9 protein-coding genes are annotated in these 14451 nt (G+C 38.3%); all 9 read right to left on the bottom strand.

What is annotated here, in order from left to right:
* Nucleotides 1-37 precede the first annotated feature (37 nt).
* On the bottom strand, nt 38-823 hold the full coding sequence (locus AC1D7X_RS19415) for a response regulator transcription factor (RefSeq protein ID WP_495475968.1): 786 nt from the start codon (nt 821-823) through the stop codon (nt 38-40).
* Nucleotides 816-2645, bottom strand: coding sequence for a cache domain-containing sensor histidine kinase (locus AC1D7X_RS19410; RefSeq protein ID WP_495475967.1), 1830 nt, complete (start codon nt 2643-2645; stop codon nt 816-818). The genes AC1D7X_RS19415 and AC1D7X_RS19410 overlap by 8 nt, the downstream gene beginning before the upstream one ends.
* 24 nt (nt 2646-2669) lie before the next feature.
* Nucleotides 2670-3500, bottom strand: coding sequence for a carbohydrate ABC transporter permease (locus AC1D7X_RS19405; RefSeq protein ID WP_495475966.1), 831 nt, complete (start codon nt 3498-3500; stop codon nt 2670-2672).
* Nucleotides 3500-4384, bottom strand: coding sequence for a carbohydrate ABC transporter permease (locus tag AC1D7X_RS19400; protein WP_495457431.1), 885 nt, complete (start codon nt 4382-4384; stop codon nt 3500-3502). Before AC1D7X_RS19400 ends, AC1D7X_RS19405 begins: the two co-directional genes overlap by 1 nt.
* Nucleotides 4385-4509: 125 nt before the next feature.
* Nucleotides 4510-5904: an extracellular solute-binding protein gene (locus AC1D7X_RS19395; protein WP_495457432.1), complete on the bottom strand. Its 1395-nt coding sequence runs from the start codon at nt 5902-5904 to the stop codon at nt 4510-4512.
* Nucleotides 5905-6215: 311 nt separating this feature from the next.
* Nucleotides 6216-7121: an acetolactate decarboxylase gene (gene budA / locus AC1D7X_RS19390; protein ID WP_495457433.1), complete on the bottom strand. Its 906-nt coding sequence runs from the start codon at nt 7119-7121 to the stop codon at nt 6216-6218.
* 56 nt (nt 7122-7177) lie between these two features.
* Nucleotides 7178-9205 (bottom strand): methyl-accepting chemotaxis protein, encoded by a 2028-nt coding sequence (locus AC1D7X_RS19385; protein ID WP_495457434.1) that lies wholly within the window; start codon nt 9203-9205, stop codon nt 7178-7180.
* A gap of 601 nt (nt 9206-9806) precedes the next feature.
* Nucleotides 9807-11642, bottom strand: coding sequence for a UbiD family decarboxylase (locus AC1D7X_RS19380; protein ID WP_495457435.1), 1836 nt, complete (start codon nt 11640-11642; stop codon nt 9807-9809).
* A 208-nt stretch (nt 11643-11850) separates the two neighbouring features.
* Nucleotides 11851-14049, bottom strand: a complete 2199-nt coding sequence (locus tag AC1D7X_RS19375; RefSeq protein ID WP_495475975.1) for a 5'-nucleotidase C-terminal domain-containing protein — start codon at nt 14047-14049, stop codon at nt 11851-11853.
* Nucleotides 14050-14451 lie beyond the last annotated feature (402 nt).

Below are 14451 nucleotides of genomic sequence, written 5' to 3'. Positions count from 1 at the left end.
GGAATTGGGAATTGGGAATAGATAGGCATAATCGAGATTAATTAACAGAGATCTTAACTTGTTCACGATAGTCTGAAGGAGTCATCCCTGTATAACGTTGGAATACTTTCGTGAAATAACGTCTTTCATGATATCCGAGACTAATTCCTATCTGAGTAACACTCTTATCACTATGTGTTAACAGATATTTAGCAGCTTCAATTCGCTGATTGGTTACATATTCAACAAATGTGATACCCAGGTGGTTTTTGAATAGAAGGCAGAAATAACTAGAACTTATCCCTAAATGTCCAGCAAGTTCTTCAATACCTAAATCCTTATCTAACCTGCTCGTTATATATGTAATGGCCTCTGCCATCAGATGTTGTGAAGATTTCTTGGTTGGCTCGCTAAGTTCTTGATTGTGCATATGGGTTGCCGCAAATTGAAGTGGATCTAACTTTCGACTATGGATCAATTGTTCACCAATAAGACGAAGTGTAGTTTCCAAATCCTTATAGTGTATAGGCTTACAAATGTAATCACGTACTTTATATTTAATGGCAAGTCGTGCATATTCAAACTCTTGATACCCGGTAAGAAGAAGCACCTCAGCAGAGCAACCTCTTTTTCTCAATTCTCCAACGAATGTTAGTCCATCCATAAGGGGCATGAGAATATCACTTAAAACAATATCCGGAACTTGCTCCTCATAAAGTGCTAAGGCTTCCTGGCCATTACGAGCAGTACCCATGACTACCATCCCTAACTCAGACCAAGGAATGACCTTTTTTAGATTATTCAGAATTGGAGCTTCATCATCGACTAGCAGAACTTTAAGCATCCGAGTTCCCCCATTCATCATCGGGTACAATACAGCGAATGATTGTACCTGTGTTATTTGAAGAACAAATGAACAAACCATACATATCACCATAATGAATTCTGATTCGATCAGCGACACTCCGTACGCCTAGCCCTCTACGTTCATGCTCAATTGGACTACGTGGATATGCCATTTCTATCTCTTCACTCTGATCGGAGCGCATATATTCAAAGGCGAGAAGCTGCTCCTGACTAATCCCAACTCCGTTATCCTCAATTTGGAGAATCAATTTTCCTTGTTCAGTCCAACAACTTATGCGTATCATTCCTGTATATGAAATACCTGCAAACCCATGTTGAATACTATTTTCTACCAACGGTTGAAGTGTTAACTTGAGTATACTTCTTTTTAGCAGATCATTGGGAACATCTATTTCATAATCAAAAATATCCTCAAAACGAAATTTCTGTATTTCTAAATAACTTCGTAAATGTTCAATTTCTGTCTCTAAAGGAATAACTTCCTTCCCTTGAATGCTAATTCTAAGAATACTGCCTAGGCGATAGACCATTTCACTGACTTTGGCCCCTTCATTCTGAATGGCTAGCACATTGATCGATTCCAGCGTATTAAATAGAAAATGAGGTTTGATCTGCGCTTGAAGTACACGTAGTTCAGCTTGGTTCTTCTGTTTCTGTTCCTTTTTCACCTGTGTGAACAAAAGATTGATTTTATCTACAAGATCATTAAACCCCTTGGACAACACATGTAATTCATCTTTCCCCTTGTCTTCAACACGAACTTTGAAATCGCCACCCTCTACCCTACGCATAAAGCGCACAATCACAGCAATAGTACCGGTAATTCGATTCATAAATACGACGTTAAAAGTAATAGCAGTCAATAGGCACAGCAATGTTATACCAATAAACCAGCGGGCAAAAACCCACGTTTCCTTAGATAAGGAATTCCATGACGTAACAGATACAATACTCCAAGGGTATTCTTTAAGATGGTACATAGACACGATACTATTATGTTGATTGAAAGATGCCTTAAAACTCTGATACCCATCTCCGAAATGAACAGGTTGATTCATAAGGTTCTGAACTTTCTGACCATCTAACGACTGCATGGGGTCGAATAAGATTAAGCCATCATCGTTCACTAGCATGAAATGTGTGGATCCAACGGTCTGATTTAACGATAGATTTCGAAAAATAGATTCAATATCCCAGCTCTTAATTTGTACAACGAGAATGCCAATGTTCTTGAGCGTACTAACTTCTTTAATAAGTCTGATCTGGGTAAACACCGGCTCCGTACCTGTAATTTCCGGATATTCATGAGGGGCAAGCCATTTAGGCACCGCATTGAGATCCATTACTTCTTTAAATAGAGGTTGTTGTTTGAATTTATCGAATGTCATAGCTTTGAAATCTTCTTTATTAAAAATAGAAACAATATTATTATCTCGATGTAAATTGTAAAGGAAAGCATAACTAATCGATGGATGATTATAGAGCAAATTCCGGAAGCTACGCTGACTTGCATTTAAATGTAACTGTTCCGTAGCGCTGAGATCTTGTTTGTTCGGGTCCTTCCCACTTAATGCCATATGAAAAACAGAAGTACCAATGCCGCTATCCGTAACGTTATCCATCTGTTTAAAAACACTTGATATGCTATAACTAATGGCTTTGAGTGAATATTCCGTCTGGCGGCTGTACTTCTCTTCTATAGAATTAGAGGTTACCATGAAGGTGACAACACCCAAGATACACATAGGAACGATAATGAGTATTACGAATGCTAGTAATAACTTAACGCGCAAATTCATACGCAACTTCCATTCTCTAGAGGATTATCCCTTTACACTTCCTGCTGTAACACCTTCAATAATTTTTTCCTGAAGAATAGCATAGATTACAATGACTGGAACAACACTGAATACGATACCAGCGGACATTTGTGCGTAGTTCATTTGATATTGATCACGGAACTGAACCATCCCCACGGGGAGCGTTCGGAGCGCATCGTCTGATAGAAAATAATTAGCCAACAAGAATTCATTCCAGTTGCCGAGGAAGTTTACGATAAAAACAGTAACCATTGCTGGAATGGTAAGAGGAACTATAATCCTACCAAAAATTCCCTTAGCAGACAAGCCATCCATCACTGCAGCTTCTTCAATTTCACTAGGCAAAGACTTCATAAATGCGGACAGAATAATCACAGAGAATGGAAGTGCGTTGGCTATATAAGGAATAATCAGCGCCCAGTGTGTATTAAGAATACCGATTTTTTTGACAAGCAAGTAAATAGGAAGCATCAAGGCATTATTAGGGATCAGCATCCCTACTAGAATCATCGCCGCTAGAATCTGACTAATCTTGAAATGACGCATCCTTGTCACGGCGAAAGCAAACATGGAAGCAATCAGAATGGATACGATAGCAGACACAATAGAGATATACATACTGTTGAAAAAATAAGTGCTAATCTTCGCATTAACCCATGCTTCTACATAATTACCAAATTCAAATTGTTTGGGTATACCAAACGGATTAAGAGCGATCGAGTTATTATCCTTTTTGACCGATGAGAAAACTACAAAGAGGAATGGAAAAAGAATAACTAACAAGTAGGACATAAGAATGAAATGGGGCAACAACCTTTTAGTTAGCCTAAACATTAGTATTCAATCCTTTCAGTACGACGTGCAACAATCAGTTGGTATACAGCAGTTAAGATAAGTGTAAAGATGAAGATTAGAACCGCGATGGTATTCCCGTAGCCATACTTAAAGTTTGTAATCGCATATTTAATCATATACGTTGCTAATACATCGGTAGATCCTGCGGGTCCACCTTTCGTCATAACGATAACAATATCTGCTGCTTTCATAGCACCGGCCATGGAGAGCATAACGACTACCGATATAATAGGTTTGATTAAAGGTAACGTAATCGAAAAAGCACGTTGTATACCGGATGCTCCATCGATTGCTGCAGCCTCATCAAGCTCCCTAGGGATCGAGAGAATAGCTGCCAGAACCATTACGATATAGAATCCTGTCCATTGCCAGGCGTTTGTAATGAGGATAGAGAGCATGGCGTATCTCTCATCGGATAACCAATACAAGGGTTCTATTCCAAAGACGCCTATAACCTTATTCAGAAGTCCAATGTTTGGTTCATAGATGAACCCCCAAAGAATACCGATGACAGCCGTAGACATGATGGATGGTAAAAAGACCGCCGTCTTATATAAACCTTTGAATTTCTTCACATTAGCGATAAGGAGGGAGAAGAAAACAATTAATGGAACCTGAATACACACGGAAAAGAGGATAAAGAATCCGTTATTTCTCGCTGCACTCCAGAATCTCTCCTCTGTTAATGCTTTGGTGAAATTATCAAATCCGATGTATTTCGGAGCCTCTGATACCCCATTCCAATTCGTAAAACTATATTTGACTGCACTAAAGATCGGGTATAAGAAGAACATAAAGAATAAGATTAGACAGGGAAGTATAAACAGAAGGTATAATACAGGACTTCGTAACGCTTTGTTCATGAGGTGCCTCCCAACCCGGAGTTCATCCGGAAAGATGTCATTATATTGGTTATGAGATGATTTCCATTATGTAGAAAGCGTGTGCCCCAGTTCTATCCTGGGGCACACAGATGATTACTATATTTCTATTGTTCAGAAGCGTTAGCTTCTTCTTGAATCTTTTGTAAAGCTTCTCCCATTTTCTCAGGTGTTGTTTGTTGACCAATCAGCTTCTGAATTTGAATATTACTGATTTCAGTCGTTACATCGGCTTGAACTAGAGAGTCAAATGCAGGAAATGAAGTCTCTGCAGCATTCAGAACATCTACAATTTGTTTCATTAAATCATCTTCAATACTTGCAGAAAGTACAGCTGCATCGATCTTCATAGCAGGTAATACGCCATCTTCAACCACACCACGAATTTGCATCTCTTCATTATATAGATTCTTAATAAAGGACTTTACAGCTTCTAACTTACGTGGATCCTTCTCTACTTCTGCAGAGAAACCATAACCATTGTTCACGTCACGCATAAGTGATGTCTGATCCCCAGTACCTCCGTCAACTGGAGGAAGATTGAAGAATCCAACCTTTCCAATCATTTTCTCACCGGACTCCCCTGCTTTGAATACAGACGATTTCCATGTTCCGTCATATAGAAGAATCGCTTCACCACTAGTAAATTGAGTTGTATATTCTGCATATTCAAATCCGAGTTCACCTTTTTTGAAGTAACCTTTGTCTACCCATTCCTTATACTTAGCAAACCCTTGAACGACATTGGGATCGCTCCACTTGGCTTCGCCTGTTGTGAATTTGGATGTTACATCTGCTCCCGCATATCGAGACCATAACTGATTGGCCAGCATTAGTGGTACCCATCCAGCTTTAGAGGCACCTGCCATTGGAACTTTACCATCTGCTTTGATCGTCTCTAGGATCTGATCTAATTCAGCTAATGTTGTAGGTACTTTCAGCTCCTTACTATCAAAGTATTCTTTGTTATAGAAGAATCCCTCACCCGAACCACCGATCGGTAATCCATATATTTTGCCTTCATACGTAAACGGATCCAATGAGCTGAATTTATCCTTAATTCCGAGTTCTTCTAGGATAGGGGTTAGATCAAGCAATTTGCCTTCTTTAGCATAGACCTTGGAATCAGGGCTACCAAATAAATCGAAGATGTCTGGTGGATTGCCTGCTGCCATTTCACCACGAAGTTTCTCCTTACGGTTCACATCCGACTCAACACCGTCTGGTTTAAATTTCAGTCCTTCCACGTCTGCTTCAACCTTTGACAGAACATCTTTAAGTATCGCATAACGTTTTTGTTTGTCTGCACCTACTTGTGTATGCCGAATTGTCATTTCAAGGGGTTCAATCTTCTTCGTCTCTTCCTTTTTCGCCTCTGTTGTTGGCGTTGTACTGGCACTTTCTTCTGCAGTCTTATTGTTACTGTTCCCACAACCGGACACTGTAAGCGATACCACAAAACACAATGACATTAACATCATTAAATTTCTTTTCTTCTTCATTGTCTTATCCCCCCTAGATCATTTCTTAACTACCTCTTTATTCTATAGCACCTCCTAGCGATCTAGGAAGGACGCTATTCTGCTAAACACAGGGATAAATTCATCTAATCATGACAGAGTAGAGAATCCATACACACTTCTACAAGCATAAACGGCATCGCCGTCCTTTAGCGGCGATGAAACGTTTAGCGGTGAAATATAATCCTATTTATAAGCAGAAATACTTATAAATTCTTATATTTTAAAGAAAAGGACCCTTATCTAATAAGGGTCCTTACTTTTGCAAATACTATGAATAGAACAAAACCATATTACTTATGATCGCCTTCAACATCAAGAACGTCTTGAAGTTCAATCTTCGTTAGATCTGCGTTAGCAAATTCTTTTGATTGTGGAAGTTCTACTTCGAATTGACTAATAGAATCGAATTGTACATCCGCAGTATCAAACGCTAGGTTAAGGATATGACCACCAAGGGTTTTATCATCACTGATGAAATGGAAATGGAATCCTGGGACATTGATTGTTGCTGCATAGTTAGGCGTATAGAATCCAACAAAGGTTCCTTTTACATTCTTATATTCAAACTCTGATTGATTCGCTAATACATCTTTAAGTAGAGGGTAAGGACGCTCTTGCTTAGCTTCTGAACGAGTTTTTAGATATGATAACGTTACTGGCATTTTGAATGCATAGAAATTATTCTTATTATCCAATTGCGCCGATAGTTTTTCAGATAAATCTGTTGCATTCGTTACGTTAGTGATCGTTGCAGTCTTATCAATATCGAAGTTTGTACTAACAACAAAAGGAGACTTCGTAGTACCACTCACTTCAGACATTACACCATTATTATCGAAACGATAGAATTTGTTGTCCAGAATGGTTAACTCACCATCTACACCATTAAGAGTACCTAGACCAAGATCTCCGTGTTCAGCAACTTCATTAAGTGTAATGTCTCCATCAAATATACCACTCATAAGCGCATTAATTGTAGAGTACTGGAATAAACTATCTGATTTCACAACGTCCTTATCATGCTTGTGATTCTTATCTTTCTTATCTTTCTTGTCGTTCTTGTTGTTCTTGTCAGAAACAGCTTGCCCTGGTTTCTTATCATCCTGTGTGTTGTAGGAACTGGCGAATACCGTTGCTCCTATGGAACCAACTAGAACTAGTGATGCGAGTGATGCTACTACTGCCTTTTTCTTCATGTGTAAAACCTCCATTGAATTATTTATAGTAAAGGCTTTCGCCGTACTAACTAGTACTAGATTTTAAACTGTTGTACGTCATGTTTTACCTTCTCGGCTGTTTGAATCACCATGTTAACTTGTTCGTTAATACGTGTAATGGAGTTCTTCTGTGTCTGAGTATCTATAAGTGCATTTTGTGAGTTAGATGAGTTAGAACTAGATATACTGGACAATTGCTCTGCTGATGAACTAATCTCTTCAGAGCTAGCTGCAATCTCTTCAGATGTTGCACTTAGCCCTTGGATCTCATGATTTAGTTTGGACATATTCTCCATAATCCCTGAGAATAGTGTGTTTACACTTGTACTCATTGTGATACCACTACTTACTTCTGTTTTCATTTTTATTAGAGAATCAACGGTTATCCTTGTTTTATCGTTTATCTCAGTAATCAATCCACTGATCTGTTTGGATGCCTCTGCGGATTGACCTGATAGTTTCTTAACTTCATTAGCTACGACAGAGAATCCTCTTCCTGACTCACCAGCCCTAGCCGCTTCTATGCTAGCATTTAAGGATAGTAAGTTAGTCTCTGTTGAAATACTATTTATAATAGCTGCTATTGTTCCAATTTCCTTCGCCTTATCCATTAATGACTGGACCGCTTCAGAAGAGCTTTTTAGGGATTCGTCAATAGAATTCATCTGGTACATGGTTTGTACAATGCTTGAGTTTCCCTTATCTGCAGTTCTGAATGTTTGGTCCGATATGTCACTGATTTCAGAAGCACTACAAGCAATGTTATTTATTCCGATCGCACTCTCTTGTACAGCACGTGATATCTCTTTAGTGCTCTCTGCTTGAATAATCGAACCGTCTGTAACTTGCTTATTCATATCATAGATACGAGAAGAAGCACTAGCTGTGGACGTAATTTCTTCATTCAGTACATCAGCAGCGTGGTACAGACCCTGTGTACTTTCCGTTAAATTACTTACGAGTTGTCTGAACTGTACAGTCATCTTTTGAAACGCTCTAGACAAGTCACCGATTTCATCTTTCGTTGTTAGTGGAATGATATTCTGTGAAATATCCCCAGTCGCTAAATTCTCAGCAGTCCGTGTAATGATTTGAATAGGACGAATGATGTGTCTATTTGTAACATTGATTACTATGATTAATAGCACCAACGATCCGATAATAACAATTACGGTGTTCTTGATGATAGGAACCTTCAGTTCATCTAATTCACTATCAAATAGAACACCGATAACTTTCCAACCCGTTAATTCATTCGTTTTGTAGATTAATCTTGCATCTTCACCATCTACTTTAGTCTTTATTGTTCCCGTGGTAGATGTAGACGAAAATATTAATTTATTATTTACATCTTCTGTTAAATCAGTTCCAGCCTCAATTGTTGGATGTGTAAGAATTCTCTCTGTACTATCTACTACGTATGCGTAACCGTGTTGCCCTATTTTCTGCGAATTAATCGTATCCGTTAAATATTTCTTTAGCGATAAATTAACAGCAACAACATTCTTATTATCATTCGTAGTTTTACCTAGAGTAATAACGATGTTGCCCGAGCCGGCAGAAACATAAGGATCAGAAATAATAACTTCCCCTTTATGCTCCATAGCTTTCGTAAACCAGACCCTAGTACGTGTATCGAAATCATCGGCCAACTTAGATTGCGGTTCTAATGCAAATAGCCCTGCAGAAGTTCCGATCCCTATGACCTCTGTATCATCGTTATGTACAGCTTTAAATTCTTTTAAAATAGCTTGTACTTCAGCATTTGTAGCATAATTCATTCCCTGAACTGGAGTCATGTTAGCTGCCGTTGGAGTTGACAACGTTCTGGCCAGTATATCCGTATCTTTCATAACAGGAATTACAACTCTATCTACAATCATGGTTAATTGTTCTAGCTGAGTATCAGATGATGCTAATAATTGAGTTTCCAAAGAACTTACAGAAGTTTTATAAGAAAAAACACCTCCTACTACACTTGATAACAACACCAAGAGTAAAAATACAGCGAATAACTTCTGGCCAATCTTAAATTTAAACTTGAATAGCTCTTTGTTCTTCATCTAGTAACTTCTCCTCTTTTTATATAAATAAAAAAGAGCTACCCAATTTTTAGAGCAGCCCATTAAAAACCGTATCCTATAGTGATGTCTACGTGCTAGTCTGCTAATCTAAAATTACTATCGGCACTATGACCTATATAATAATCTAAAATTATTATCGGCACTATGACCTATATAATTTAGCTTTTTTCTTAAAAGAGTCTACATATCCTAAATATTTCTGTTCTCAATTTAATTCTTTTTTTAAAAAAACCTGCTAAAATAGTGGTTTTGGTCAATTAAAAAACCAAAAATAGTATCTAGTGCAATTAATTACTTTCACAAAACTGTTGATAATTCATTCAGGAACTTTTTCCTATGTATTTGTAAATTATTAATGTCATCCATATTATTACTATCAAGACTGGATCACATGACCTATGCAGTTAGAGATGAATTATGGTAAAAGATATAAATTCAATTAGTCACTCTGAAACCGTCGCGTATCACCATGAAAGAAAAAATACTGATTACAGAAATAATAGCTAAACATAGAGAAAAAGCCGTGAATGAACAATGTTCATTCACGGCTTCTCCAAATCGCTATTCACTAGTAAAAGATTTAACCTATACGTACTCCACCCAGACTAGCTCCTTTAACAAACAACCTCTCGATGTTTCTCTCCACTGTTGGATCCGGTATTAATGGTGGGGCTTGATGTGGCTTAACGCGTGCATCAATAATGACATTATCACAAGCCCAGTGTTTGTTCTCGTAATGACTATTCACACCATACATGTCATGCGAAGGATTACTACGCGTAAATGTTGCCCATAAGAAATTCGCTATTGAGGCACTCAAGAAGGAGCTGTCATCACATAGAATGATCATTGGACAAGAAGAGATCGGTCCATTGGATTGAATCGCTTCACATAACCCTTGAAGCTCCTCTTGCGCTTCAGCATATGTGTTAAATTTAGAGCCTTGAAGTGCTATAATCCCTGGCATCACTAATTGTGCATTGGAATAACCGCGTAACGATTTCAAATGCTTAGGTACTTCTATGCATAGATCCCTTTTCTTATCTCCATAAGCTGCAAAAACAACTTTACTACCACTGTTTAATCCAGTACCTGAATAATCAAGGGTGTCAATCGTCGTATTTGTATGAAAATGAATATCGCGATGTAGATCGATCCGCTCTAATATATACGTTAAGAACTCTACTTCCTTATGCGTATCTAAGGGTTGATTCTCTTCAGCCGTAATAAATAAATACTTAGCCAAACTAAGTTGACCAGTTCCTAAGATCCGATTAGCAATCGTGAGTAGTTCTGTTGGCTGTTTGACTTTCTGGTAAGGCGTATACCTTTCGCTCCCAATAGCAAAAAGGAGCGGGTGTACACCTGCAGCATCTACAGCGTGAACTTCTTTGACACCAGGAACCTCTTGTTTAATCGCATCCCCTGTTAACTCATGAATGAGTTCACCAAATGAAGTATCTTCCTGTGGAGGACGACCTACAACAGTAAATGGCCAGATGGCGTTAGGCTTCGCATATACTTTATGTACTTTCATCACTGGAAACGGATGGGTAAGACTGTAATAGCCCAAATGATCACCAAAAGGACCCTCCGGTTTCGTATCTTCAGGAAAGATTTCTCCAGTGATAACAAAATCAGCATCATTACTTATACAATAGCCATCGACATAGTTATACCGAAAATTACGTCCTGCAAGTAAGCCGGCAACCGTCATCTCACTTAGCCCCTCAGGTAAAGGCATGATCGCAGATAATGTGTGTGCGGGTGGACCACCTATGAAACAACTTACTTTTAAAGGCATACCTAGCTTGTTCGCCTTCTCTTGATGAATTCCGATCCCACGATGGATCTGGTAGTGTACACCAATTTCTTTATTCATTTCATATTCATTGCCACTCAGCTGTATACGGTACATCCCTAGATTAGAGTTCATAATTCCCGGTTTCTCTGGATCTTCGCTATACACTTGAGGTAATGTGACGAAAGCTCCACCATCCATTGGCCAATGTTGTATTTGTGGCAGATCGGATATTTGAATTTCTTGTGCAGTAACATCGAGACTACCCAACTTCTTCAAAGGAAGTGCTTTCACCGCAGCAAGTCCATTACCAATATTTCTAAAAGGTTGCTTCAATGCTTTCATAGGGTCATCACGTATGGCCATAACATTCTGAACCGATTTCCAAGTATCTCGGAACATAAACATGCTGCGTTCTAAAGTACCAAAGAGATTGGATACTGCTCGAAATTTAGAACCTTTAACATTCTCAAATAACAATGCCGGACCACCGGCTTCATATACTTTCATATGAATCGCTGCCATTTCAAGATAGGGATCCACTTCTTCTTTAATTCGGACTAAGTGCCCATTCTTCTCCAAATCGATGACACACTCTTCTAAATTACGATACATTATTCTTTAACTCCATTCTCTAGTTATTAAACCTATTAGGATTCATGAATAATTCCATGAAGCTATTGCTATCTTCTAACTTAATGGTAACACATTTAGTTGTAATAGACGTATTCTATTCAACTTTCACACAATATACATCATTACCTTTAATAGAAAAAAAGCAACCCAGGATCTCGCCTGGATTGCTTCTTATCATAATCTTCGCTTAGGGTAGCATATTTAGGTACTTGCTATACACATATGCATCTTTACCTTCAAAGCGTACTTTGACCCAACCATATTTCTCAATATTCAACACTTCTAGGATTGAACCCTTCGGAATGGCCTTATAGATCTTAGAAGTTGAATACGCATTAGCGCGTACATTCAAGAAATAAGCTGTAACTTTAGCTTGTTTCACCTTCGTAACTACCGGTTCTTTAACCGCTGTAGTTGGTTCTTTGACAGTCGGACTTGGTTGTTCAACCGTCGGACTTGGCTTAGGCTGTTCTTCTTCAACCACGACTTCAGTCGTTTTTCTTGCTTGATTCAACTTCTGGTAGAATTCACCTTTGGTTGTTAGACCCGAGAACAATGCTGAACTTACATTTGCCTTCTTGGAGAGTTCAGCAACCTCACTGTCTACAATCGGATCTAAAATATTTATAGACGCTATATTTGTATATTTACCATCTTCGGTTGTTGGAACAACAAGAATACCATCATTGATAAGCTCTACAACATCCTTACGAGCCGCTGATGTAGTATCCACACCCGTCACTTTCCAATGTTGATTGATTTGAGGTTCATATACGCCATTCTTTTCTTCCTTTAAATATTTAATCGCTAGATTGCGGATCGTACCCCCTACTTCACCAAATACAGTAGCATCTTTAGAAGACCATAGTTGCTCGAACTTACGTCCTTCTAATGCTCCACCTTTAGCTTTCAAGGCATCCATTCGATAAGCATTCATACCTAATTTAATACTATCTTCTGCCTTCACAGCCGTTCCATTCATATACTTTAGATTCGTAATTCTACTACCATACGGTTTAGTTAGATCAATCTCATAGGTTACACCACCGAAGAAATCATCGGTACTATATTTAGAAGCACGTCTTTTCTTATCAAAACTCACCGTCACATCTCCTGGACGGGTAGAATTGAAATAACCTGCTGACCATTCCATATAATCCTTCAGATCTTTCCCTGTAACTTTATAAACCGTAACCTCACCTAATGCGAACTGATAGTTATAAGCGATATCTTTTTTCTTAATAGGTCCAATATCCAACCGTGCTTTATCATTATCAATCTGGTGTGAGACCACATCTGCCTTACTATAATGCAACATCACTTCACTGAAAAAGTCCGATAACGGCGTCTCCTGAATTTGTACCGCAGGAATTCCAGCGATTTCATTATCAGGAACTAGATTCATTCCTTTCAGTGTTGCAACTTCAACGTTAGCATCTGCACGTGCAAATTCATGGTAAGGTTTCAGCGTATCTTCCAATCCAGAATCAGATTTGACGATATTACCATCAGCATCTTTTACAGCTAATACCGATGCTTCTTTACTCTTCAATACCATCTGATCGCCTTGCTTTGTGAATGCAAGATCAATGCGAGATATATGTGAACCGTATTTATTAGGCTCAGAGATAATCACACCATTAACTGTCTCGGATTCAACCAATGTATGCATATGACCTGCAAAAATTGCCGTTAGTTCCGGATTCGCATTCGCAATATCCGTCACACCAGTACCTGGTTTTCCATTCTCGTTATCCAAGCCCATATGCATAAGTCCTACAATAACATCAACTTTGCCTTCTAATTCAGCAATAGCCTTCTTTGTTTCTTCAACAGGATCTTTTACGACAATACCGTCCAAATGATCCGTGCCTTTCTCGAATTCCGTAATCATGGGTGTATTCATCCCGATGACTCCAACCTTAACTCCTGCTTTTTCAATAATGGTATACGCCGGTTTAAACCGATCACCATTCTCTTTATAAATATTGCCTACTAAAGCTTGTCCTTTAAATTGTGATGAAATCTTATCCAATGTATCTAGTCCAAAATTAAATTCATGATTACCCATAACCCATGCATCATATTTCATTTCATTCATTGCAACCATCATAGGAGACTGAGGTTGATCATTGAATAATTCTGCTGAATTATCTTGGATCATATCTCCCGCATCAAGCAGAATCGTATTCGGATTCTCTGCACGTACTTTTTTTATGATCGTGTACAACTGAGACAGACTTCCTGTCGTATTAGGACCATCAAGGGCATAATCCCAAGGCATAAATCGACCATGGATATCAGATGTTCCTAGCAAAGAAATATTAACCTCTGTGTCAGCTTCTGCTGCGTAGACCTTGCTACTCGGGAGAGGACTGATGAGCATAGTTGCCATCATTGTCAATGATAACATTGATCCAACATATCCCTTTAAACCTAATTTTGATTTTCGTTTCATGTGGCGTTTTGCTCCTATTCTATAATTAATGTTATGATATTAAATATAACATTGAGGTTAAATCTATGTAAACGGTAATATTACCATCGTAAGATATAATTGGTTAAAACGCATATGAAATGAATGAATTTTGTATGATCCGAGAGTGATCAAGTGGATTTCAGTACGTAAATATCGCACATATCACTATTTATGTTATATAATGTATCATATCTATAATAGAGTGAATCATTAACCAGTACTAAGCTTTGTGCGGCGAACGCTACTCCTTGAGCATTACCATAAAAAAATAAATGCCCTGTATGAGAAAAGGCATTTATTGTTTTGAAT

The organism is Paenibacillus sp. Y568 (genome assembly GCF_059445545.1).
Note: the sequence above shows the minus strand (reverse complement) of the source record. Positions and strands in the feature narration are given on the sequence as shown.

What these genes read in the sequence shown, in the direction of transcription:
- AC1D7X_RS19415 (WP_495475968.1), bottom strand. Translation starts at nt 823, where the DNA reads ATGCTTAAAGTTCTGCTAGTCGATGATGAAGCTCCAATTCTGAATAAT.
- AC1D7X_RS19410 (WP_495475967.1), bottom strand. Translation starts at nt 2,645, where the DNA reads ATGAATTTGCGCGTTAAGTTATTACTAGCATTCGTAATACTCATTATC.
- AC1D7X_RS19405 (WP_495475966.1), bottom strand. Translation starts at nt 3,500, where the DNA reads ATGTTTAGGCTAACTAAAAGGTTGTTGCCCCATTTCATTCTTATGTCC.
- AC1D7X_RS19400 (WP_495457431.1), bottom strand. Translation starts at nt 4,384, where the DNA reads ATGAACAAAGCGTTACGAAGTCCTGTATTATACCTTCTGTTTATACTT.
- AC1D7X_RS19395 (WP_495457432.1), bottom strand. Translation starts at nt 5,904, where the DNA reads ATGAAGAAGAAAAGAAATTTAATGATGTTAATGTCATTGTGTTTTGTG.
- budA (WP_495457433.1), bottom strand. Translation starts at nt 7,121, where the DNA reads ATGAAGAAAAAGGCAGTAGTAGCATCACTCGCATCACTAGTTCTAGTT.
- AC1D7X_RS19385 (WP_495457434.1), bottom strand. Translation starts at nt 9,205, where the DNA reads ATGAAGAACAAAGAGCTATTCAAGTTTAAATTTAAGATTGGCCAGAAG.
- AC1D7X_RS19380 (WP_495457435.1), bottom strand. Translation starts at nt 11,642, where the DNA reads ATGTATCGTAATTTAGAAGAGTGTGTCATCGATTTGGAGAAGAATGGG.
- AC1D7X_RS19375 (WP_495475975.1), bottom strand. Translation starts at nt 14,049, where the DNA reads ATGCTCATCAGTCCTCTCCCGAGTAGCAAGGTCTACGCAGCAGAAGCT.